Source organism: Litoreibacter meonggei (assembly GCF_003663885.1).
Classification (GTDB): domain Bacteria; phylum Pseudomonadota; class Alphaproteobacteria; order Rhodobacterales; family Rhodobacteraceae; genus Litoreibacter; species Litoreibacter meonggei.
The window spans coordinates 55856-76533 of record NZ_RCCE01000005.1; the positions used below are offsets into that span (position 1 = coordinate 55856).

General features: G+C 60.9%; 26 protein-coding genes. 9 read left to right on the forward strand and 17 right to left on the reverse strand.

Annotated elements, in window-relative coordinates; all coding sequences use genetic code 11:
* Positions 1-7 precede the first annotated feature (7 nt).
* The 3 genes from rpmI to pyk form a co-directional block, all read right to left on the reverse strand.
* The gene (gene rpmI / locus BCF46_RS14245) at positions 8-208 is read right to left on the reverse strand and encodes a 50S ribosomal protein L35 (RefSeq protein WP_121025615.1); all 201 of its coding nucleotides are present in this window, start codon (positions 206-208) and stop codon (positions 8-10) included.
* Positions 209-340: 132 nt separating this feature from the next.
* Entirely contained in the window at positions 341-565 is a 225-nt protein-coding gene (locus tag BCF46_RS14250) for a hypothetical protein (RefSeq protein ID WP_121025618.1), read from the reverse strand.
* 30 nt (positions 566-595) lie between these two features.
* Positions 596-2047 carry a pyruvate kinase gene (pyk, locus tag BCF46_RS14255; protein WP_121025621.1) on the reverse strand — a complete coding sequence of 484 codons (1452 nt, stop codon included), beginning with the start codon at positions 2045-2047 and terminating at the stop codon, positions 596-598.
* A 169-nt stretch (positions 2048-2216) separates the two neighbouring features.
* On the opposite strand from pyk, the gene BCF46_RS14260 reads away from it, so the two are divergent.
* The 4 genes from BCF46_RS14260 to BCF46_RS14275 all read left to right on the forward strand — a co-directional run bounded on the left by BCF46_RS14260 (position 2217) and on the right by BCF46_RS14275 (position 3835).
* On the forward strand, positions 2217-2906 hold the full coding sequence (locus tag BCF46_RS14260) for an N-formylglutamate amidohydrolase (protein ID WP_121026553.1): 690 nt from the start codon (positions 2217-2219) through the stop codon (positions 2904-2906).
* A 13-nt stretch (positions 2907-2919) separates the two neighbouring features.
* Positions 2920-3219, forward strand: a complete 300-nt coding sequence (locus BCF46_RS14265; RefSeq protein ID WP_121025624.1) for a DUF1244 domain-containing protein — start codon at positions 2920-2922, stop codon at positions 3217-3219.
* A gap of 71 nt (positions 3220-3290) precedes the next feature.
* Positions 3291-3551 (forward strand): hypothetical protein, encoded by a 261-nt coding sequence (locus tag BCF46_RS14270; protein ID WP_121025627.1) that lies wholly within the window; start codon positions 3291-3293, stop codon positions 3549-3551.
* On the forward strand, positions 3548-3835 hold the full coding sequence (locus BCF46_RS14275; protein WP_121025630.1) for a hypothetical protein: 288 nt from the start codon (positions 3548-3550) through the stop codon (positions 3833-3835). Before BCF46_RS14270 ends, BCF46_RS14275 begins: the two co-directional genes overlap by 4 nt.
* Here the strand turns inward: BCF46_RS14275 and BCF46_RS14280 are convergent.
* The 5 genes from BCF46_RS14280 to BCF46_RS14300 form a co-directional block, all read right to left on the reverse strand.
* Positions 3832-4689: a D-amino-acid transaminase gene (locus BCF46_RS14280; RefSeq protein ID WP_121025633.1), complete on the reverse strand. Its 858-nt coding sequence runs from the start codon at positions 4687-4689 to the stop codon at positions 3832-3834. The genes BCF46_RS14275 and BCF46_RS14280 overlap by 4 nt on opposite strands.
* 4 nt (positions 4690-4693) lie before the next feature.
* Positions 4694-5659, reverse strand: coding sequence for an N-acetyl-D-Glu racemase DgcA (gene dgcA, locus BCF46_RS14285; RefSeq protein WP_121025636.1), 966 nt, complete (start codon positions 5657-5659; stop codon positions 4694-4696).
* Positions 5660-5670: 11 nt separating this feature from the next.
* The gene (gene dgcN / locus BCF46_RS14290; protein WP_121025639.1) at positions 5671-6672 is read right to left on the reverse strand and encodes an N-acetyltransferase DgcN; all 1002 of its coding nucleotides are present in this window, start codon (positions 6670-6672) and stop codon (positions 5671-5673) included.
* A 129-nt stretch (positions 6673-6801) separates the two neighbouring features.
* A complete protein-coding gene (locus BCF46_RS14295) occupies positions 6802-7644 on the reverse strand; it encodes a sugar phosphate isomerase/epimerase family protein (protein WP_121025641.1) in 843 nt (280 codons plus the stop codon).
* Entirely contained in the window at positions 7641-8624 is a 984-nt protein-coding gene (locus BCF46_RS14300; RefSeq protein WP_121025644.1) for a fatty acid desaturase, read from the reverse strand. The genes BCF46_RS14295 and BCF46_RS14300 overlap by 4 nt, the downstream gene beginning before the upstream one ends.
* Before the next feature lie 81 nt (positions 8625-8705).
* Here BCF46_RS14300 and BCF46_RS14305 point away from each other — a divergent pair, with 81 nt between their 5' ends.
* Complete coding sequence (locus BCF46_RS14305; RefSeq protein WP_121025647.1) at positions 8706-9575, forward strand: LysR substrate-binding domain-containing protein; 870 nt, start codon at positions 8706-8708, stop codon at positions 9573-9575.
* Here BCF46_RS14305 and BCF46_RS14310 read toward each other — a convergent pair.
* The 8 genes from BCF46_RS14310 to BCF46_RS14345 form a co-directional block, all read right to left on the reverse strand.
* Positions 9572-9922, reverse strand: a complete 351-nt coding sequence (locus BCF46_RS14310) for a hypothetical protein (RefSeq protein ID WP_121025650.1) — start codon at positions 9920-9922, stop codon at positions 9572-9574. The two genes, BCF46_RS14305 and BCF46_RS14310, sit on opposite strands and share 4 nt — an antisense overlap.
* 75 nt (positions 9923-9997) lie before the next feature.
* Positions 9998-10768, reverse strand: coding sequence for a precorrin-4 C(11)-methyltransferase (gene cobM / locus BCF46_RS14315; protein WP_121025653.1), 771 nt, complete (start codon positions 10766-10768; stop codon positions 9998-10000).
* Positions 10765-12576, reverse strand: a complete 1812-nt coding sequence (gene cobJ, locus BCF46_RS14320; RefSeq protein WP_121025656.1) for a precorrin-3B C(17)-methyltransferase — start codon at positions 12574-12576, stop codon at positions 10765-10767. Before cobJ ends, cobM begins: the two co-directional genes overlap by 4 nt.
* Positions 12567-13268: a precorrin-2 C(20)-methyltransferase gene (gene cobI, locus BCF46_RS14325; RefSeq protein ID WP_121025659.1), complete on the reverse strand. Its 702-nt coding sequence runs from the start codon at positions 13266-13268 to the stop codon at positions 12567-12569. Before cobI ends, cobJ begins: the two co-directional genes overlap by 10 nt.
* Entirely contained in the window at positions 13265-14467 is a 1203-nt protein-coding gene (gene cbiE / locus BCF46_RS14330; protein WP_121025662.1) for a precorrin-6y C5,15-methyltransferase (decarboxylating) subunit CbiE, read from the reverse strand. Before cbiE ends, cobI begins: the two co-directional genes overlap by 4 nt.
* Complete coding sequence (locus tag BCF46_RS14335; protein WP_211332824.1) at positions 14464-15102, reverse strand: precorrin-8X methylmutase; 639 nt, start codon at positions 15100-15102, stop codon at positions 14464-14466. The genes cbiE and BCF46_RS14335 overlap by 4 nt, the downstream gene beginning before the upstream one ends.
* Before the next feature lie 63 nt (positions 15103-15165).
* On the reverse strand, positions 15166-16383 hold the full coding sequence (locus BCF46_RS14340; protein ID WP_121025668.1) for a sirohydrochlorin chelatase: 1218 nt from the start codon (positions 16381-16383) through the stop codon (positions 15166-15168).
* Complete coding sequence (locus tag BCF46_RS14345; RefSeq protein ID WP_121026556.1) at positions 16380-16601, reverse strand: DUF6732 family protein; 222 nt, start codon at positions 16599-16601, stop codon at positions 16380-16382. Before BCF46_RS14345 ends, BCF46_RS14340 begins: the two co-directional genes overlap by 4 nt.
* 296 nt (positions 16602-16897) lie before the next feature.
* On the opposite strand from BCF46_RS14345, the gene BCF46_RS14350 reads away from it, so the two are divergent.
* On the forward strand, positions 16898-17872 hold the full coding sequence (locus tag BCF46_RS14350) for a glutathione S-transferase family protein (protein ID WP_121025671.1): 975 nt from the start codon (positions 16898-16900) through the stop codon (positions 17870-17872).
* A 3-nt stretch (positions 17873-17875) separates the two neighbouring features.
* On the opposite strand, the gene BCF46_RS14355 is transcribed toward BCF46_RS14350, so the two are convergent.
* Positions 17876-18238: a response regulator gene (locus tag BCF46_RS14355; RefSeq protein ID WP_121025674.1), complete on the reverse strand. Its 363-nt coding sequence runs from the start codon at positions 18236-18238 to the stop codon at positions 17876-17878.
* Between the two features lie 217 nt (positions 18239-18455).
* On the opposite strand from BCF46_RS14355, the gene BCF46_RS14360 reads away from it, so the two are divergent.
* From BCF46_RS14360 to cbiB, 3 genes are read left to right on the forward strand one after another with little or no spacing between them, the layout of a single operon-like run.
* On the forward strand, positions 18456-18830 hold the full coding sequence (locus BCF46_RS14360) for a DUF1636 family protein (protein ID WP_121025676.1): 375 nt from the start codon (positions 18456-18458) through the stop codon (positions 18828-18830).
* Positions 18823-19761 (forward strand): threonine-phosphate decarboxylase, encoded by a 939-nt coding sequence (locus BCF46_RS14365; protein WP_121025679.1) that lies wholly within the window; start codon positions 18823-18825, stop codon positions 19759-19761. Before BCF46_RS14360 ends, BCF46_RS14365 begins: the two co-directional genes overlap by 8 nt.
* The gene (gene cbiB / locus BCF46_RS14370) at positions 19758-20657 is read left to right on the forward strand and encodes an adenosylcobinamide-phosphate synthase CbiB (RefSeq protein ID WP_121025682.1); all 900 of its coding nucleotides are present in this window, start codon (positions 19758-19760) and stop codon (positions 20655-20657) included. The genes BCF46_RS14365 and cbiB overlap by 4 nt, the downstream gene beginning before the upstream one ends.
* The last annotated feature ends 21 nt before the right edge of the window (positions 20658-20678 follow it).

Sequence of the window (20678 nt, forward strand, 5' to 3'; positions counted from 1 at the left end):
ATTCTCCTTAGCGCGCGTATGGCATATATTTTTTAACGATTTTCTCATCTGCTGCGCAGAGAAGAGTCGTACCGCGCGCGTTGCGGATAAACTTGGTAGAACGCTTGATCATGCCGTGGCGTTTGCCCGCTTGACCAGCTTTGACGCGGCCCGAGGCCGTCATCGAAAAGCGCTTTTTAGCGCCTGATTTTGTCTTCATCTTCGGCATTTCCATCTCCTCAAAGATACGAGTGGTAAAACGCGCGACTCGGCATGCCATTCGCCGGACGCACGGGTTGAGTGCGCTTCGTAGGACCAAAGCGCCGGCATTGCAAGCTATGGAATCGTGCTTGTGGCCTGTTTAGCGCACAAACCCCGCGACAACCCCGGTGAACACTTCGGGAAGGTCCGCAAATGTGTAGCCGCCCGGTGCATTATAAGCGGCATAGATGATCATCCCGCCAGACACGACAGCCGCGATGGTTGCGACCCTAGGTGCGCTCCCGTCTAAAAAAGCCGAAAGCATGGCCGGAACCGTCAGCACGCCAATAACAATACCAAGTACAAGGATCAGGTCGTAGTCCAAATTCGCCTCCTAAAGCAGGAATGAGACGATTTACTCAGGGTCGGAGCTGTAAATCAACCTTTCCTCGCACGGAGCCACACGAAGAATGTTGGTTGTGCCCGGTTGGTTGAACGGAACGCCGGCGGTGACCACGATCTGGTCTTTCTCGGTTGCAAAGCCATCTTCGCGCGCAGCGCGGGCAGCGCTTACCACAGCGGTCTTAAACCGCTCCACCACGCCTGCGGTCACGACACAATGGGTGCCCCAACTTAGAGAAAGGCGCCGCGCAGTGCCCACCAAAGGCGTAAGAGCAATGATCGGCACATGCGGCCGCTCCCGCGAGACCAGCAGCGCAGTCGTACCGGACTGGGTAAAACAGCAGATCGCTTTGATATTGGTAGTCTCCGCAATTTCGCGGGCCGCAACAACAATACCGTCGGCAATCGTCGTTTTCTTGCCTCCGCGCTGCGACGCAATTATTTCGAGGTAGTTCGGATCGCTTTCCACCTCGATGGCCACGTTGTTCATGGTGGTCACAGCTTCGATAGGGAAGCTGCCAGCGGCAGATTCAGCGGACAGCATGATGGCGTCTGTGCCTTCATAGATTGCGGTGGCCACGTCAGAAACCTCGGCGCGGGTGGGCATCGGGCTGTCGATCATCGACTCAAGCATTTGCGTCGCAACGATCACCGGTTTGGCAACGATACGGCAACGGCGGATCAGGCGCTTCTGGATCGGCGGCACGTTTTGCACCGGCAATTCGACACCCAAGTCACCACGGGCAACCATGATGCCGTCAGAGACAGCAAGGATTTCGTCAAACGCCGTCACGGCGGCAGGTTTCTCGATTTTGGACAAGATCGCCGCGCGACCATCGGCCAGCGCACGGGCTTCAAGCACATCTTCTGCACGCTGCACAAAGGACAGGGCAAGCCAATCGACACCCAGCTGGCAGACAAATTCCAGATCCTTGCGGTCTTTTTCAGACAAAGCAGCAAGAGGCAGCACCACATCCGGCACGTTCACACCCTTGCGGTTGGAGATAGTGCCGCCAACGACGACTTCGCAATTTGCGAAGTCCGCGCCGCAGTCTTTCACTTTCAGACGGATTTTGCCGTCATTCACCAGCAAGCTGGAGCCCGGTTCAAGGGCTGCGAAAATCTCTTTATGCGGCAGCTGTACGCGGGTCACATCACCCTCTGCGGCATCAAGGTCCAAGCGGAACGGCGACCCGACCATAAGTTCTTCTTCCTCGTTCGCAAAAACACCAACACGCAGTTTTGGCCCCTGAAGATCGGCCAAAATGGAAATCGGACGCCCCAGATCCTTCTCGATCTGCCGGATAATCTGGTGACGCACGCGAATTTCGCTGTGGTCGCCATGGGACATGTTCAGGCGGAACACATCGGCACCAGCTTCAAACAAGGCGCGGATCATATCGTAGTCATTTGACGCCGGACCAAGGGTGGCCACGATTTTCACTTTGCGTAGTCGTCTGCTCATAATTGTCCCTCGGGTGATAAATGTTAGCGGTATCATATGACGTATTCCGCACCATCCCGCAACTGGCGCTTTGCCACATTCAAGGCTATTCTACGGAAAATTGTAACAGGCAAAATACCCGGTGAGTGCTGAAAGCTATGAAATAGTGGGCGAAGCCCGCCCCTCGCGCATGATTTGCCTCTGTGACCATGCGACAAATACCGTACCCGCAGGTCTTCCGGCGCGCCTTGGCCTTCCTCAGGAAGATATGGCCCGCCACATCGCCTACGACATCGGTGCAGAGGGCGTGACACGCGCCTTAGCAGATGCGTTCAACGGGCCAGCGCTGATGTCGCGGTTCTCCCGGCTGGTCATCGACCCGAACCGTGGCGAGGACGACCCGACGCTTTTGATGCGCCTCTATGACGGCTCGATCATTCCAGCCAATCGCACCGCCTGCCAACTGGAGCGCGAGCGCAGGCTCGACGCCTATCATCGACCCTATCACAACGCCGCCGCCGCCCTTGTTGCCCAACGAGAGACGCCAGTGATCGTGTCCATCCACAGCTTCACGCCACAATTAGCAGGCCGCCCACCGCGCCCTTGGCATGTGGGTGTCCTTTATGCCCATGACGAAAGGCTGGCTGCACCGCTGCTGCTACGGTTACGCGCCGAAAGCGATTTATGTGTCGGCGACAACGAACCCTATACTGGCCGCCTGCCCGGCGACACGATGGAGCGCCACGCTTTGACGCACGGGCACCTGCATGTCTTGATTGAATTGCGCAACGACCTCATCTCTACTGAGACACAACAACAGGCATGGGCGGCGCGACTTGCACCGATCATTACAACCGCCGTCGCGGATGCCGAAACTTGAAGGAGCTTTGATCATGGACGCCCAAACCAAACTGGAAGTGGAAGCCGCTGCCTTTCGCACCTTGCAAGCCCACCTGCAAAAACGCACCGACGTGCAAAACATCGACATGATGAACCTTGCGGGATTTTGCCGGAATTGCCTGAGCCGCTGGTATCAGGAAGCCGCCGCCGAGCGCGGCATCGAGATAAGCAAAGACGAGGCGCGGGAAGACTATTACGGGATGCCATATGGGGAATGGCGCGAGAAGTATCAGACGGAAGCCAATGACGCCCAGAAAGCAGCGTTCGAGATTTCGCATAAAGACGCCACTTAAACGACGCCACGTAACTGTGAATTGGGCCTCTGCGCGCTTATGTGCTAGGATATCGCCCAAAGGAGACCAAGATGAAACGCCTGACCCTGATCGCCATTCTGGCCGCTTTGGCCCTGCCCGCAGCCGCCAGCCAAGCGCCCATGCGCGAGCACCTGAAGCAAGAGCTGCCCACATGGGGCTACTCCGACGTGAATGTAGATGGGCTGACCCGCGCGCAGGTCGTGCATATCAACCACCTGCTGCATAGCAACAAATCACCCTCGCAAATTCGCGGCAATATCGGAGCTATCTTGGGAGACAGTCTATTGAAGACGCTGTTCGGACGCCAATGATCCGCGCAGGCCTCATCGCCACGCTGCTGGCGCTGGCCTCACCTGTGAGTGCCGCACCGAACGAGCAATTGCTGCGCTCTATCGAGCATCGGTTGGCGTTTTGGAACGTCGGCCCTGTGGACTACAACGCGCTGACGACCTCACAGGCGGCAGCTTTGCACATGAAGCTAACCAACGCCCCGTCGCGCTTCTCCGGGCGGTCACATATGTTCCGCCAGGAGTTGCTGACGATCCTAAGTTGGGACGGCAGCGAGAAGAACTACTCGCTCAACAAGTCAGACTAAAGCGCCTGCTTCATGCTTTCCTCAAGGTAGATTTCGCGCAGGCGCAGGGCTGACTTGCCCGGCTTTCCGTCACCCAAAGCAACCCCGTCAATTTCCACCACCGGCATAACGAAGGTCGAGGCCGAGGTGATAAACGCCTCGTCCGCATTCTTGGCCTCTTCAATGGTGAAGGGCCGTTCTTCGATCTGCATCTGCGCCGCTTCGGCGTAGGCCAACACGGCAGCGCGGGTGATACCGTGCAGGATTTCGTGACCCAGATTGCGGGTGATGATCTTGCCATCCTTCACGATATAAGCGTTGTTGGAGCTACCCTCGGTGACGTGCCCGTCTTCGACCATCCACGCATCATCGACCCCAGCAGCCTTGGCCATCATCTTGGCCATGGACGGAAACAGAAGCTGCGTCGTCTTGATGTCGCGGCGCGCCCAGCGTTGGTCTTCAACCGAAATCACCTTCATGCCGGTCGCAACCTTGGGGTTGTTTAGCAGGTTGGCCGTCTGGGTGAACAGCACCACCGTCGGCGTCACGTCCTCGGACGGGAATGCGAAGTCACGGTCGCCGGGATTGCCCCGCGAGATTTGCAGATAGATCATGCCTTCGGTCAATTCGTTGCGCTTGACCAGTTGGTGATGCACCTCCAGCAGATCCTCGGTCGAGATCGGGTTCTGCATCTGCAACTCATCCAGCGAGCGTTTCAGGCGTTTGGCGTGACCGTCAAAGGCGATGATCTTGCCGTCAAGGATCGACGTCACCTCATAGACCGCATCGGCAAACAGGAAGCCGCGATCAAAGACGGAGACCTTGGCCTCTTCTTCCGGCAGGTAGTCTCCGTTCACGTAAACGATGCGGCTCATGTATTTATCCCCATAGTTCGGGCTTGGGCGCGTGGACCCCAGCCTTGTCAAAAATCAAAGGTTCATCGCGGTCTTCTGCCAGAAGCAGCGGGCCGTCAAGGTCGGTAAACGCCACGCCCTGCGCCAAAATGGTCGCCGGAGCCATCGCCAGCGACGATCCGACCATGCAGCCGACCATCACGCCATAGCCCTGCGCCAGCCCCGCGTCCTTCAAGGCGAGCGCTTCTGTCAGGCCGCCGGTTTTGTCGAGCTTGATGTTGATGACATCGTATTTTCCCTTGAGGGACGGCAGCGACGCGCGGTCGTGGCAAGCCTCGTCGGCGCAGACAGGCAGCGGGCGATCGATCTCGGCGAGCATGTCGTCTTTGCCTGCGGGCAAGGGTTGCTCCACCAGCTTCACCCCAAGGCGCACCAGATGGGGGGCGAGGTCGGAATAGACCTCCGCCGTCCAACCTTCGTTGGCATCGATGATGATCGGCGTGTCGGGCGCGCCGCGACGCACGGCCTCTAGGCGGGGCATGTCGTCGGGGGTGCCGAGTTTGATTTTGAGCAGCGGGCGGTGACTGTGCTTGCGCGCGCTGGCTTCCATCGCGTCCGGCGCGGCCAGTGACAAGGTGTAGGCGGTGATTTCCGGCTTCGGCGCAGGCAAACCCAGCAAGTCCCAAACGCGGACGCCAGCTTTCTTGGCCTCCAAATCCCACAACGCACAATCGACCGCATTGCGCGCCGCCCCTGCGGGCAACGCACCTTGTAAGGCAGTGCGCGTGATCTCGGACGGCAGCGACAGAATTTCCGCGATCACGGAATCCAGTGTCTCGCCGTAGCGGGCGTAGGGCACACATTCCCCCTGCCCGACCACGCCGTCGCGCTCCACGCGGACGGTCAGCACCTGCGCCTCGGTGCGGGAGCCGCGCGAGATGGTGAACACCTCCGCCAGTTGGAACACGTCCTTGGTGACTGTGATGCTCATAGCCGCCTCCCTTACAGTGCTTCCAGCGCATCCACGAGACGCTCCGCCCCGAAGCGGAACGGGTCGGTGGTGGGCAAGCCCATCCGGTCCTCGACTTGCTTGATGTAGGCGCGGGCTTCGTCCTCGGGCATGTGCTGCGTGTTAATGGAAATGCCGGTGACCTGACAGGCAGGATTGGCCACCCGCGCCATGGTCAACGCGGTTTCGCGTAGGGTTTCCAGCGAGGGTTGTTGATAGTCAGGCAGACCGCGCATGTGCTTGCGGGTCGGCTCGTGGCACAACACCAGCGCGTCGGGCTGGCCGCCATGGATCAGCGCCATGGTCACGCCGGAATAGGACACATGGTAGAGCGAGCCTTGGCCCTCGATATGATCCCAGTGGTCGTCGTCATTGTCGGGCGTCAGGTATTCCACAGCGCCCGCCATGAAGTCTGCGATCACCGCGTCCAGCGGCACGCCGCCACCGGTAATCAGGATGCCGGTTTGACCTGTTGGGCGGAAGGTGGATTTCATCCCGCGCTTGAGCATTTCGGCGTCCATGCACAGGCCGGTATACATTTTGCCGACCGAGCAATCGGTGCCGACAGCAAGGCAACGCTTGCCGGTACGCTTCACACCATTGGCGATGGGGTAGGCCACAGATGGAATACGCACGTCGTGCAACGTGCCGCCATGGACCTTCGCCGCACGCTGGATTTCGTTCTCGTCACGCAGCAGGTTGTGCAGGCCGGAGGCGATATCGTAGCCCATTTCCAGCGCCTGAACGAGCACCTCTTTCCATGCGTCGGAGATATAGCCGCCGCGATTTGCCACGCCGATCACCAGCGTTTTGGCCCCTGCATCCAGACCCTCTTGCAAGGTCATGTCGGTCAGACCCACGGTGGTGCCGCAGCCTTCCATGCGAAACTGGCCGACGGCGTTTTCGGGGCGCCAGTCCTTGATGCCTTGAGCGACTTTTGCGGACAGGGCGTCAGGTGCGTCGCCGAGGAACAGGAGGTATGGGGTCTGGATCATGGCAGGTCTCCGTATGCGTGCTGATTTGCAGGCAGCATAGGAGGGCCTGCTTCGAAATTTGTCCGTGATATCCTGACTTGTGGTGTGGACGTAGAAGAAACCGCCGTTTGTGCGCCAGTTTGTCGAAGATTATTCGTCGCCACCCAAGTCGGACCAGATATCTTCGACCCAGCCTTTGATTATCAGCGATTCTTCCCAGCGGTTGGACAGCTCTTTACCGTCCGGCCCCGTCATCGCGTATTCGGGCGGGCCAAGCTCGCACAGGAAGATGCAGTCGCCTGTTGCGTTGCGGTCGCGCCAGCTTGTCATGCCCTCGCGCCACCAGCCCTTGAACAGCTCCACCCATTTCTGGTGCTGCGGGAAGTCCAGCGGCAGTTGGACTTGCTGGCGCGACGCGACGCGACCCTGAAAGCTGTCGGAGCGTTCCAACACGCGGCTGATCAAGCCAAGGTCGTGGTCGGACAGCGGATACCAGAATTCGCGGTCGACAACATAGTGGCTGAGGTCGGCACAGACCCGCATCTCGGGGATGCGGTCCAGAAGTTGCAGCATGGTGTAGAGGTCGTTGGTGATGCAGTTGCGGTGCGTCTCGAACTGGATCGGCATGCCGATTTTGTCGGACATTTCCATCCACGTCTCGATCACCGGCACCATGTCATCAAGTGCAATCGGCATCACCTGCCCGATCACGTCCACAAACGGCGCGCCGAAGTCCTTGGCCATTTTTAGCGTGTCTTCGAGGCTTTCCACCGTCTTGGGGAAGGCGACGATCAGCGGCGTCAGATCGTTGCGCTCCATATGCGGGCGGACGGCGTGGGCAACGGCCACATCGGACGCGCCCAGATCAATCGCCATGCCGTCGAAGCCCGCGCCCGCGACCATTTCGCAGACCTGATCGTAGGGCAGTTTCACCCCCGACTGGTCATGCGGCTGCATCGCCCAGAGGGAGGTGTAGGTCTGGAGCCGCCTCATTCCGCGGGTATCCGCGCAGCGCGGCCGCCGGACATGGGCACGACCCAGACCTCGTCCATCGGGTATTGGCTTTCGTCTTTTGCCATCAGCTTACGGATCACTTCGATCTGGAACTCGATCCAACCCATGCGGTGAACCTCGCCCGCTTGCGCTTCGATCTTTTCGTTCAGATCCCGCAGCTTCCAGAACGGCACGGCGGGGAAAACATGGTGCGCGGTGTGGTAAGGCATCTGCCAGCACAGCCAGCGGATCAGTGCGTTGGTGCGGGTAGATCGGGTGTTCTCCAGAATGTCGTCCTCGTGGCTGAGGCCCAGATGCTCGATGGTATTTTGCAACTGGTGGATGGGCTTGGTCAGCACCATTGGCAGCAGCCAGAAGGTGACGGCAACCCACGAACCTGCGGCGATGGAAAGGACGGCGATCAGGCCATAGAGGACGACGTGAATACGCGCCTCGCGGATGATCTTGGCCTCTTCCTCGGCACGAATGAACGGCTCCAGAATGATGCCGCGGGCGCGACGGATATTGCCGAAAACGCGGTTGCGCCAATAGGTGATGCCGCTGAGCCAAAGCAGGTAGCTGGTGAGCGTGTAGGGCTCGCGCACCAGTTCGCCGTCGCGTTCCCAATCTTGGGTGTAGGTGTGGTGGGCGAAGTGCATCACCTGATCGAAGTCGCGGGGGAACAATTGGATGAAGCCGATGATGCGCCCGAAAACCTCGTTCGCCTTGCGGGTTTTGAACACGGTGGCGTGGCTAAGCTCGTGCTGCGCGGCGTAGAGGAAGTTCAACAAAATGCCGAGCGCCGCGCCGGTGATCCACACCCACGATGTTCCCATGGCTTGCGCGTGGAGGATGACCACAAAAGCGATCGCACCGACATGGCTGGCCATCTGCATGGCACCTTTCAGGTCGGAGCGTTCATTCAACGCGCGCAGTTCCTGCGGCGTCACGAGTTTGCGGCGTGAAAAGCTGGCTTCCATGGATTGCTCCCCATCTAAAAGTAAGACGGCAGTTTGACCTGTATTTTTTCTCATGTCATACGATTATTATTCACCTATTGCATGAATTGGATTCATATGCCGATCCCCTCGACCTCTGCCCTACGCGCCTTGGTGACGCTGTCTCGTACCGGCTCCATCACCGGCACGGCGGAGGCTTTGTCAGTGACGCAATCCGCGATCAGCCATAAGCTGAAGGCGCTGGAGGAACAGCTTGGCTTCCCGCTGATCCGCCGCGAAGGGCGCGGGGTGCGGCTGACGGAGCGCGCGCGGCACTATGTGGCGGAGATCGGCCCTGCTCTTGAGATCCTCGCGCGCGCGTCTGAAACGCAGGCTTTGTCGGGGTCGTTAACGCTAAACGTCGCCTCCGGCTTCGCCGCAAGCTGGCTTGCCACGCGCATCGGCAGTTTTCTGGCCAAGCATCCCGGCGTTGCGCTGCGGATCAACACCCCGCGTGGCTATGGTGACTTGGGCGCGCGGCGAAACGATCTGTATATCAGCTTTCTGCTTCCAGACGAGGTGCCCGCAGCGTCGACCAAACTTATGGATGTCGGGTTCTTTCCAGTCGCCGCCCCGTCCATGGTCGGTGGACAAATGGTGCATGACGCCACTGCCTTAACCCGATTTCCCATGCTGCATCTCGACAACCGACAGGACTGGCAACGCTGGATCAGCGCGGCAGGTAGCACTAACACACCCGATGCCGGTGTGGTGTTTCAGGATTTGCAGATCATGGAGATGGCCGCGAAGGCTGGACAGGGTGTGTCGCTGGGCGATCACCTGACCAGCCGCGCAGCGATGGAGCGGGGGGAGTTGATGCAGGTGCATCCGTTCGAATTGCCGTCGCCCCGCGCCTACTGGCTGGTGCATGGCCATGCACTGCCCAGCGAAAGTGCGCGGGCGTTCGAAGCGTGGTTGCTGGCGGAGCTTTAGTGGCTCGGCAAAAGAGCGACCGGCGCGTCCTCTTCCTGCACGAAGTCCAGCGCGGGGCCTTTGGCAGTTGCGGTATTGCGCTTGAATTCGAACACAACGGCTTCGCCGTCGAATGACGTGGCGACAACCAGAGCCTGATACAAATGACGCGACCCATCGTAGATGTCGACAAGACCACGCAAGCGCGGCGCAAGCTCCCGCTCGATCGCGAAATGACTGTCAGTCAGGCGCACCAAGGGGATCATATCTTCCCCCGATTGCACGCGAAGGCGGATCTTTTTGGAGGCGGCTTTCAATCGCGCACGGGCAAGCCCATCGGCAACTTCTTTGGGTAAAAACTCGATCACAACACTGATTCCTTTTACTTTCCCCAAGGGAATAGTGAGCATGGAAGACGTTAACATCAAGTTTTTAAGACAGTTTTATGAAGCCTTCACCTTAGGGCGCAGCACATGGGGTGTCTCAGGATCGTATAAAGCGCTGTCGCGAAAATCCTTAACTTCGGCCAAGGCGGGGCCGACGAGAATCAACGCGGTGCGGGTAATTTTCTCGGCCCGGACCTTCTCGCGGATGTCTTTGAGCGTGCCACGCAAGTAAAGCTCGTCGGGCCAAGAGGCGCGGTAGGCGACGATCACGGGACAGTCCTCGCCGTAATGGGGGATCAACTGGCGCTCGATCTCGCGCAGGGCGCGGATGCCCAAGTGGATCGCCAAAGTAGCCCCTGTGCGGGCGAAATTTTCCAGCGTTTCATTTGCGGGCATGGAGGTCGATTTCATCGACATGCGGGTCAGCACGATGGATTGCGCGATTTCCGGCACGGTCAATTCCTGCCCCAAAGCGGCGGCGGCAGCCGCATAGGCGGGGACACCGGGGATGATCTCGTAAGGGATGCCCTCGGTTTTCAAGCGGCGGATTTGCTCGGCGATGGCACCATAAAGCGACGGGTCGCCGGAATGGACGCGGGCCACGTCTTGGCCTTTGGCGTGGGCGGCAACAATTTCCGCATGGGTATCGTCCAGCGTCATGGGCGCGGTGTCCATGACCTTTGCGCCGTCGGGAGCGCCCGCGACGACCTGTTCCGGAACCAGCGAACCTGCGTAGAGGCAGACAGGGCAGCGGGCGATGGTTTTCTGCGCTTTGATGGTCAGCAGCTCGGGATCACCGGGACCTGCGCCAATGAAGTATACGGTCATAGGTCAGTTCCTGTTTTGGCGAGGTCGCCGTCAATCTTTCGCGCATAGCCGCGCGGGGTATACATGCGCGGGCCTTCACCCAATTGCGCCAGTTTTGAGTGGCTGGAGCCGATCAGCACGACGGTCAGCATGTCGACCTCGTCGACTTCAAGCTCGTCCAAACGGCGGTAGCGGACGTGTTCTTCGGGGCGGCCCAGCGACGACGCCAGCATGACCGGCGTATCGGCGGGGCGGTGTTGCAACAGAATGTCGCGCGCCTCGGCCAAAAGCGTGCGGCGGCGCATGGAGACCGGGTTGTAGAAGGCGATGACGAAGTCGCCCTCCGCTGCCGCATGCAGGCGTTTGATGATGTCCTCACGCGGGGTCAGCAGGTCTGACAGCGAGATGGCGCAAAAGTCGTGACCCAAAGGTGCGCCCGCGCGGGCGGCAGCGCCTTGCAGGGCGGAGACGCCGGGGGTGGAGACGACTTCGACACGGCGGGCGGCGTCGGTGACGCCGAGGTCGTAGGGGCTGCGGTCGAGCAGTTCGAATACCAGTGCACCCATGGCGTAAATGCCCGCGTCGCCGGAGCAGATCAGGGCCACATTGCGCCCCTCGCCCGCGCGTTCCAGCGCGTAGCGGCAGCGGTCTTCCTCGCCCCCCAACGGGAAGTCGGAGCGTTGTTTTCCGTAAGCAAGCGGGCCAAGCAGGTCGATATAGAGGCCGTAACCAACGAGTTCTTCGGCCTCGTTCACCAGTTGCGAGGCTTCGGGCGTGCGCCATGAATGCTGACCCGGGCCGATGCCGATGATCGACAGTTTGCCGCGCGCGCGGCCATGCAGTTCGGTGATTGGCTGGGGGGCCAATGCGATGGCGCAGGTGGCGTTTTTTGTTTTCTGTTTGGGGGCGATTAGGGTGGCTGTGTCGCCCGCCCCTGCCAGTGCTGCCGCCTCAGACACGCCATGCGTGCCGACCTCGGCGAAGACCACATCGGACGGGTTTTGCAGGCGCGGGGTTTCGGCCTCCAGCGTCGCGGCATCAAAGACCCGCACAGGGATGTCGAGGGCGCGGGACAGGGCGTGAACTGCGGGCTCGTCGGCTTTCAGGTCCAGCGTGTAGATCGCCTTAAGTGCGGCTGGTGCGATGTCGGCCTCTGTTAGGGTTTTCATAACGAGATCGTGCAATTCTTCCGGTGCGCAATTGCGGGCGCAGCCTACGCCAAGGGTGGCCTGCTGCGGGTGGAACACGAGGTCTGCCGTGGCGGGTGCGGTGGTGCAAGCGATGGTGACGGCGTCGCCTTTAGGCAGGTCTGCCAGCCATGGGGCGTTGCCTTCTATGGTTGCACCTGCGCCGGAGAGCAGTTTGGCCATGACCTCCTTGGCGTTTTCGGGGTTGGCGAGACGGTAGCCTGCTGGTGGCTCGTCCAGCGCCACGCCAAGTGCCACGTCGCCAGCGGTCGTGACAGCGGCAATGGCGTCTAAGGCTTCGGCGATTTGCGCGGCCAGACGGTTTGCGCCACGGTGGCCACCCAAGAGCGGGACCACCACCGCGCCGTCGTCCGAGACGGACAGCACAGGCGGCTCTTTGGTTTTATCAGCCAGCACTGGGGCGACGGCGCGGATCAGAATGCCGGAGGCGCAGACGCCGATGACGGGCGTGCCCGCTTGGAACAACATCCGCGTGTGGTCGAGCGCGTTGGCGAAGAACACATCCGCTTGGTCGACGCGGGTTTCGCGGCCATGCACGGGGGCGTCCAGCAGCTTGGCGATACGCTGCGCGGTGGCCTCGCCCGCGCGGTTGAGGCACAGGATGACGGGTTTTACAGCCATGGATCGGCCCCTTTGGTCAGCAGAATGATTGAGAAATACGGCGCTTTTTCAGGCGCTTGGGAGAGCGGCAGAACCACCTCTTCCGGTAGCGTGGCGCGTTCGACATACATGGCTTGGTCTGTCAGCCCGAGATCGTCGATCACGGCGCGGATTTTGGGCAGATGGCGACCGACCTTCATGATGACGACGCTTTCCGCCCCGTCGATGCGCAGACGCAATTCGGCTTCGGGCAAGGGGCCCGGCAGGATCGTGAGGCGCTCGTTGCGGGCAGCCAAGGGCATTGCGGCGCGGGCGGCGCAGGCGGTGACGGAAGTGACACCGGGGATGATTTGCGTGTCAAAACGACTAGAGAGGCGCGCGAAGAGGTACATGAAGGAGCCGTAGAAGAACGGGTCACCTTCGCAGAGGCAGACGACGTCCTCGCCGGTTTCCAGAACCTTGGCGATCTCTGCCGCGCCAGTGTCGTAGGCGTCCTGGGCGGGCTGGCGTTCGGTGCTCATCGGCACGTCCATGCGGATTTCTCGGATGCCTTTTGCAATGAGGTTCGTCGCGATTGAGCGGGCGAAGCTGTCGCCGCCTGCCAGCGTCGGATAGGCGATGGTAGTCGCATTTTCGATTAGGCGCGCGGCTTTGAGGGTGATCAACTCGGGATCACCGGGGCCGAGGCCCACGCCATAGAGCGTGCCGCTCATCGTTTTACGAGGCTCCATTGGGTGACGGTCATCGACGGGCGCCAGCCTGTCAGGCGGCCCACGGGTTCGGCGCGTTGCACGCTGATTTTAACCAGATCGCCGCCGTGTTTCTTGTGCAGGTCGATCAGAATCGCCTCGCTTTCCAGCGTCACGGCGTTGGCGACCAAACGGCCCAAGGGACGCAGGTTGTCCCAAGCAATGTCGAAGGTCTCGTGGCTGAGGCCACCGCCGATGAAAATCGCGTCAGGGGCGTCGAGGCCGTTCAACGCGGCGGGCACCTCTCCGTCGATGAGTTCCAGCTTGGGTGCACCGAGGGCCAGCGCGTTTTCGGCGGCCATGGCGCGGCGGTCGGCACGCGGCTCAATCCCCAGCGCGCGGGCGTAGCGGGCAGCGCGCATCCATTCGATGGCGACGGAGCCGGAGCCTGTGCCGATATCCCAGAGCAGCGCCCCGCGCATGGGCATCAGCTTGGCGACGGTGGCGGCGCGGACCTCTTGCTTGGTCATGGTGCCGTCCGACTGGAACAAGCTGTCATCAAGGCCCGGCACACGCGGCAGAAGCGCCGCGTCAGGGGCGGCGACGCAGTGCACGGCGAGAGTGTTGAAAGCGGGAACTTCATGGAACCAGTCGGCGGCGGTGCCGTCGAAACGCTGTTCCTTTTCGCCCCCCATGGAGGCGAGCACTGTCATCTGCGATTTGCCGAAACCGCGCTCTGTCAGAAACTTGGCGATTTGCGCAGGGGTCTCCGCACCAGTGGTCAGGATGATCAACCGCTGATCGGGCTGGATAAACGCCACCATCTGCTGCACGGGGCGGCCATGCACGGTGAGGGTCTCGACATCGGCGAGGCTCCAGCCCATGCGGGCGGCGGTGAGCTGGAAAGCCGACAATTGCGGGTGGTAGACAATTTCAGACGGGTCGATAGACCGCCCGATGCGTGCGCCAATGGAAAACCACAGCGGGTCGCCGGTAGCGAGGACCACGACGCGCTTGCCCTTGTAGCTTTGTAGCGTTTCGATCAGCGCGTCGAAGGGTGAAGGCCACGCCACGCGGATGGCGGTGATGTTGTCGGACAGCTGGTGGTGACGGTCGCCGCCGATGATCACCTCGGCGGCTTCGACAACGGTGCGGGTGACGGGGGTGAGGCCGTCCATGCCGTCTTCGCCTATGCCGACGATATGAAGCCATTTGTTACTCATGAGCGGTCCTCCGGCAGGCCAGCGGCCAAGGCGTTTACGGCTGCGGCCGCAAGGGCGGAGCCGCCTTTGCGGCCCCTGAGGGCGACGAATTCGCAGCCGCGTGGGTTGGCGGCAAGCTCTGCCTTGGACTCCGCTGCGCCGACGAAGCCCACGGGGAAACCGAGGATCACGGCGGGCTTGGGGAAGCCTTGGTCAATGAGATCCAAGAGGTGAAACAAGGCGGTCGGCGCGTTCCCGATGGCGACGACCGCGCCTGCGATATGCGGCTCCCACAACTCGACCGCCGCGGCCGACCTTGTGTTGCGCATCGCGGTAGCGCGGTCGGGGGTGGAGGGGTCGTTCAGGGTCACGATGACCTCGTTTTCCGCGGGCAGGTAGCGGCGGATGATGCCTGCGCCGACCATTTCGCAATCACACAGGATGGGCTTGCCTGCGGCGAGCGCATGGTGACCAACGGTGTAGGCGTCTTCCGAGAATGCCAGACGATCCGCGATTTCGACCATGCCACAGGCGTGGATCACCCGTGTGGCAAGGCGGTCGAGGCCGTTCGGGAAACGGTCGAGATTGGCCTCGGCGCGGACCGTGGCGAAGCTTTGGGCGTAGATTGCCGAAGGGTCTTTTTCGTAGGGTCTCACGGGCAGCCTTTGGTTGCGAAGGGTGGAGCCTCCGGCGGGAATATTTTCGCCAAGATGAAACAGTTAGACCTTGGCCTTGCGCGCACTTTCCGGCCCGTGCGGGTGTTTGGCATGGGGGTAGGGTGCGTGATGGTGGTGGTCGTGATCATGATGATGGTGATCGTGGCCATGCGCATGGTCGTCATGATGATGATGGTGGTGGTGACCTGCATCCTGAAGGCGGCACATGCCGGTGCAGAAGGTATCGCACAGCGCGCAATCTGCGACGTTAGAGCCGGGGGCGTTAGCGCCCTGGCCTTCGACATGGTGATGGTGCGATTCCTGCACTGCGCCGACTTCGCCTTCGAAGCCCAGCACCTGCACGCGGTACTTGCACAAAACGCAGGTCGGCGGCGGGGTGTCGGAGAAGGCCGGGTGGCCTTGACGTGCCTCGGCGGGGATGGTCACGGACGCACCGTCCTCACCTGCGAGAATTTGGGTGCGATAGGCGCATATTCCGCAATTTGGCGGCGGGTTGGCGCCCATCTGTTCGGTGATACGTTCTGCAAAAGTGGCCAGCACGGAGGCATGGTCGTTCAGGTAGCCCGCCTTGACGAACGCGATGTCGGGATGCTGTGCCGCGACTTGATCGGTGAAGCCGTAGATGCGGTCAATCAGGATGCCGGTGAACAGGAAGTAAGGGAACACCACGATGCGCTTGTAGCCGAGCTTGGCGGCGTGGGTCAGGCAGGGCTCGACCAACGGGAAAGTGACGCCGGAATAGCCGACCTCGACCCAGCCGAAGCCCATGCCTTCATGCAGCATACGGGCGATTTTGGCGACGTTGCCATTGGCGTCAGGATCGGAGGCTCCACGCCCGATGACGACGAGGCAGGTTTCCTCGTTCGGCACATGCTTTACCGCGTTGGCAGCATCGACGGCCTCTTGAATGCGTGCGCCGGCGGCGGCGATCATTTTGGGGTCAACGCCCAATTCGCGACCATAGCTGACTTCGATGTCATGCTTGGCGGCATAGGTATTCAGCACGGTGGGAATGTCGTTCTTGGAGTGCATCGCGGCGAACAGCATGCCCGGCACGGCCAGAATTTTGTCGCAGCCTTGTTCGCGCAGCTTGTCAAGCCCGTCGCGGATCACGGGGTTGGCGAATTCTAGATAGCCGTATTCCACCGGCCAGTCCGGCGGCAGGTAGGATGGCAGCTTTTCTGCGAGGACGGAAAACTGGTCCACCGCTGCCTGAGAGCGCGAGCCGTGGCCGCAGATCATGACGCCAATCTTGCTCATGCTGCTTCCTCTTCTGCGTCGTCGGACGTGTCCGCCTCTGCTTCGTCGGCGTCTTTCTTGCCCTTCAAGGCCCCCCAGATGGACACCGCCAAGGCGGCCCCCAAAGCGGCACCGGCGACCCAGTGATCGTGACCGGCAAACTCGCCCACATGGCCCACATGGGCTGAGGCGGCGGACCCCGACAGCATTAGAATTGAGGTGAAAATCAGTCGGGTCATTGCGGCGCCTTTCATCCAAACTTCCATAGGGGAGAGATCGGGGCACGCACCCGCATCGTGACGATGCAACCGTTGGACCCCCTATCTGGGTCGATCCGAAGGCCGCCAACCTCTCTGGGCTTCACGCCCTCGTCTTTCGAGTCGAAGGTATATGGGGCAAGACCGCCCGCCGCAATGGGGCAGAGCGGCGGGCGACGTTCCAAAACCGGCGTAACGCGCAGTTTCTGTGCATTCACGCGAGGTGACGGGTGCGGCGGCGCGGGCTAGCGTGCGGGTCGAAAGCGGAGGGAATTTTTTTGGGACAGCTCGTAGACGGCGTTTGGCACGACACTTGGTATGACACGAAATCGACGGGCGGGGCGTTCAAGCGCTCGACAGCCAGCTTTCGCAACTGGATCACCGCGGACGGCGGTGCAGGCCCATCCGGCGGGGACGGTTTCGAGGCGGAGGCCGGTCGCTACCATCTTTATGTGTCCCATGCGTGCCCTTGGGCGCACCGCACGCTGATCTTTCGCAAGCTCAAAGGGCTGGAAGAGCTGATCGACGTGTCGGTCGTTCATCCTGACATGATGCGTGACGGCTGGACCTTTGAGAGTGACAGCCATGGTGCGACGGGTGACAGGCTCTACGGGCTACCCTTTGCCCGCGATATCTACCTAAAAGCGGACCCGCAGGTGTCTGGCCGCGTCACTGTGCCGATCTTGTGGGACAAACAGCGCGAGACGATTGTCAGCAACGAATCCTCCGAGATTATTCGGATGTTCAATTCGGCCTTCGACGGGATTACCGGCAATACGCTGGACTTCTGGCCCGACGCGCTGCGCGACGGCATCGAAGAGGTTAACGATCGCGTCTACAGCACGGTGAATAACGGGGTCTACAAATCCGGGTTTGCGACCACCCAAAGTGCCTATGACGAGGCTGTCGGCCCGCTCTTTGACAGTCTTGGCTGGCTGGAGAACCGGCTGAGGGGAAACCGCTATCTGATGGGCGATGTAATCACCGAAGCGGATTGGCGGCTGTTCACCACGCTGGCGCGGTTCGATCTGGTGTATCACCTGCATTTCAAATGCAACCGCAAGCGGCTGATCGATTATCCCAACCTGTGGGCCTACACGCGCGAATTGTATCAATGGGAAGGGGTGGCCGAGACGGTGAACTTCAATCACATCGTGCGCCATTACCACTACAGCCACGACACGATTAACCCCAACCGCATCATTCCCATCAATCCGGTTCTGGATTGGCAGGCACCACACGGTCGGGGCTAGGGCCTAGCGGCCATGATATTCCACCAGCGCCGCCAGATCAGACGGCAACGTGCTGGTCGGGACCATCGCACACGCATTTGGCATGTAGCGGAAAATTGACCCGTCGGAAAAGAAGCTGTTGCTGGTCACAAAGACCACCTTGGCTTCCGGCCGCCGGAAATTTGCATAATCCGCGATGGCTGACGCATCACCCGCACGCGGGTGAAGGTTGAGATTTATGACGAGAACATCGAACGACTGCTTTCGCAAAAGCGCCTCTGCTTCCGTTTGGGTGTGGACCAAGGACACTTCGCAGCCGAGCCGACCAACATGATCAGCCCAGAGTTGTCCAAGACCATCCCCATTTTCGACAATGAGAACTTCCATATAATACTCCGACCGTAGGCGAGGATTGGCCGGTACGCTTCCCGCAAAAAATTGTTTTTATTGGTCACCGTGCTGGGTGACGGCCCATACTGTCCTGTAATTCCCTAACGAATGATTAATAACCGGTCCGTCGGAACATAAAGCCGTGAGCTTCTTGCGTCTTTGGCAATTTTCCGCTTCATGGTCGCCTGAACCGACCTGCAATACGAGACCCGCGATGACAACTTGGATCACCATCTGCGACACCTGCAAACGTGACGATTGGGAAGCTCGCGCGCCCGGCGTGACCGATGGCGAAACATTCGCGGACCTAATCGAAGCCGCCGCCACGAGGACCGCAGGCGTCCGCACCCGTCGCCATTCCTGCCTGATGGGCTGCACCCGCGGGTGTAATGTCGCGATCCAGGGATCGGGCAAGTTGAACTACACCGTCGGTGAGTTCGAGCCGTCGCAAGAAGCGGCTGAAGCCGTCGTGGGATATGCCGCCCTGCATGCGATAAGCGAGAGCGGACAGGTGCCTTACAAGCAGTGGCCTCAGGCCATTAAAGGCCATTTCGTAACCCGCCACCCACCTTTGCCGACCGATGAGTAACGCCCACCGCGACCACGGTGGCGGGCTAGACGCCGCCGTTGCACATTATGGTGGATCACGGGCGCAATGGCTGGATCTGTCGACGGGCATCAACCCCGTTCCCTACCCGATAGGCACCATTCAACCCGACGCTTGGACCGCCCTGCCCGACCGCGCTGCGCAAGACCGGATCATTCTGGCCGCACGCAGGTTTTGGGGCGTGCCGGACGAGGCGGAAATTATCGCGGCCGCAGGGGCCTCGGCCCTGATCGCACGCGCACCGCATCTGTTTCAGGGCGCGACCGCCACCATCCCGACGCCAACCTATAACGAGCACGCCGCCGCCTTTCGCGCCGCCTCTTGGAGGGTTCAGGATCGCGACGCGTCAGACGTGACGGTCTTGGTGCATCCCAACAATCCCGATGGACGGGTTTGGGGTGCCGAGGACATCACCGGCAACACCATCATCGACGAAAGCTTTTGCGACATCATGCCAGAGGTGAGCCATGTCGCCGACAGTTGGCGCAGCGACAGGGTTGTGCTGAAAAGCTTCGGCAAATTCTGGGGGCTGGCAGGGTTGCGCCTTGGCTTTGCGATTGCGCAGCCCGCGACCATCGAACGCTTGGGCGATCTGCTGGGGCCTTGGGCCGTCTCGGGGCCTGCCTTGGACATCGGCGCACGGGCGCTGGAGGATCCGGCTTGGGTAGACGCCACGCGGGCGCGTCTTAGTAAAGATTCGGCGCGGCTGGATACGCTGATGGCCAAGACCGGCGCCAAGCTGGAAGGCGGCACCACGCTGTTCCGCCTCTATGATGTGGGCGATGCGGCGGCGTGGCAGGACAAGCTTGCGCAAGGTCACGTCTGGTCGCGCATCTTCCCGTACTCCGACCGCTGGCTGCGGCTAGGACTGCCCGCGCCGGATCACTGGGACCAACTGGAGGGCGCATTGTGACTGTCGTATTTGCGATGCTTCTCGACGCGCTTTTGGGCGAGCCGAAATGGCTTTGGGACCGCGTGCCGCACCCTGCCGTGCTGATGGGTCAGGGGATTTCATGGCTGGAGACCCGGCTGAATACCGGCAAGGACCGTCGCGCGAAGGGCATCCTTTTGGTGATCGTTCTGGTCGCCAGCGCGCTGATTGCGGGCTCGGTCTTGTCCACATTCGGGCCACTCGTTGAAATCATCATTGGCGCCGTTCTGCTCGCGCAGCGGTCACTGGCCGACCATGTCTCCGACGTCGCGCGCGCCTTGCGCCTGAGCCTTGGCGACGGGCGCATGATGGTTGCCCGCATCGTCGGGCGGGATGTAAACGCATTGGATCGCTCGGGCGTGGCGAGGGGCGCGATTGAAAGCGCCGCGGAGAACCTGAGCGACGGGGTGATCGCGCCGGTCTTTTGGTTTGCGCTACTCGGCCTCCCCGGCCTGCTGGCCTATAAAATCATTAACACAGCTGACAGCATGGTCGGCTATCGCAACGACCGGTACGAGGAATTCGGCTGGGCCGCCGCGCGTCTGGATGATCTGGTGAACTGGCCTGCCGCGCGCCTGACGGCGGTCCTGATCACGCTGGCCCATTTCCGCCCCGAAAACATGAAAGCTGTGCTGCGTGATGCAGGGCTGCACCGCTCCCCTAATGCGGGTTGGCCGGAGGCCGCGATGGCGTCGGTGCTGGGCATCTCCCTTTCCGGCCCACGCAGTTACGACGGAACCCTGCGCGACGAGCCTTATGTAAATCCCGAAGGCCGACGTGATCTTGGACCCGATGACATAGATGCGTCGGTATCTGTGCTTTGGCGGACATGGGGCCTCACGCTTGTGTTCGTTGCCCTCTGGTGGGTGATTGCATAGGCTGCGCCGATATCATTTTCG

What these genes read in the sequence shown, in the direction of transcription:
- dgcA (WP_121025636.1), bottom strand. Translation starts at nt 5,659, where the DNA reads ATGAGCATCACAGTCACCAAGGACGTGTTCCAACTGGCGGAGGTGTTC.
- cobM (WP_121025653.1), bottom strand. Translation starts at nt 10,768, where the DNA reads ATGACCGTATACTTCATTGGCGCAGGTCCCGGTGATCCCGAGCTGCTG.
- dgcN (WP_121025639.1), bottom strand. Translation starts at nt 6,672, where the DNA reads ATGATCCAGACCCCATACCTCCTGTTCCTCGGCGACGCACCTGACGCC.
- BCF46_RS14295 (WP_121025641.1), bottom strand. Translation starts at nt 7,644, where the DNA reads ATGAGGCGGCTCCAGACCTACACCTCCCTCTGGGCGATGCAGCCGCAT.
- cobI (WP_121025659.1), bottom strand. Translation starts at nt 13,268, where the DNA reads ATGAGCGGCACGCTCTATGGCGTGGGCCTCGGCCCCGGTGATCCCGAG.
- BCF46_RS14280 (WP_121025633.1), bottom strand. Translation starts at nt 4,689, where the DNA reads ATGAGCCGCATCGTTTACGTGAACGGAGACTACCTGCCGGAAGAAGAG.
- BCF46_RS14305 (WP_121025647.1), top strand. Translation starts at nt 8,706, where the DNA reads ATGAATTGGATTCATATGCCGATCCCCTCGACCTCTGCCCTACGCGCC.
- cobJ (WP_121025656.1), bottom strand. Translation starts at nt 12,576, where the DNA reads ATGGCTGTAAAACCCGTCATCCTGTGCCTCAACCGCGCGGGCGAGGCC.
- BCF46_RS14270 (WP_121025627.1), top strand. Translation starts at nt 3,291, where the DNA reads ATGAAACGCCTGACCCTGATCGCCATTCTGGCCGCTTTGGCCCTGCCC.
- cbiE (WP_121025662.1), bottom strand. Translation starts at nt 14,467, where the DNA reads ATGAGTAACAAATGGCTTCATATCGTCGGCATAGGCGAAGACGGCATG.
- BCF46_RS14340 (WP_121025668.1), bottom strand. Translation starts at nt 16,383, where the DNA reads ATGAGCAAGATTGGCGTCATGATCTGCGGCCACGGCTCGCGCTCTCAG.
- BCF46_RS14275 (WP_121025630.1), top strand. Translation starts at nt 3,548, where the DNA reads ATGATCCGCGCAGGCCTCATCGCCACGCTGCTGGCGCTGGCCTCACCT.
- BCF46_RS14345 (WP_121026556.1), bottom strand. Translation starts at nt 16,601, where the DNA reads ATGACCCGACTGATTTTCACCTCAATTCTAATGCTGTCGGGGTCCGCC.
- BCF46_RS14355 (WP_121025674.1), bottom strand. Translation starts at nt 18,238, where the DNA reads ATGGAAGTTCTCATTGTCGAAAATGGGGATGGTCTTGGACAACTCTGG.
- BCF46_RS14300 (WP_121025644.1), bottom strand. Translation starts at nt 8,624, where the DNA reads ATGGAAGCCAGCTTTTCACGCCGCAAACTCGTGACGCCGCAGGAACTG.
- rpmI (WP_121025615.1), bottom strand. Translation starts at nt 208, where the DNA reads ATGCCGAAGATGAAGACAAAATCAGGCGCTAAAAAGCGCTTTTCGATG.
- BCF46_RS14360 (WP_121025676.1), top strand. Translation starts at nt 18,456, where the DNA reads ATGACAACTTGGATCACCATCTGCGACACCTGCAAACGTGACGATTGG.
- pyk (WP_121025621.1), bottom strand. Translation starts at nt 2,047, where the DNA reads ATGAGCAGACGACTACGCAAAGTGAAAATCGTGGCCACCCTTGGTCCG.
- BCF46_RS14365 (WP_121025679.1), top strand. Translation starts at nt 18,823, where the DNA reads ATGAGTAACGCCCACCGCGACCACGGTGGCGGGCTAGACGCCGCCGTT.
- BCF46_RS14260 (WP_121026553.1), top strand. Translation starts at nt 2,217, where the DNA reads ATGATTTGCCTCTGTGACCATGCGACAAATACCGTACCCGCAGGTCTT.
- BCF46_RS14265 (WP_121025624.1), top strand. Translation starts at nt 2,920, where the DNA reads ATGGACGCCCAAACCAAACTGGAAGTGGAAGCCGCTGCCTTTCGCACC.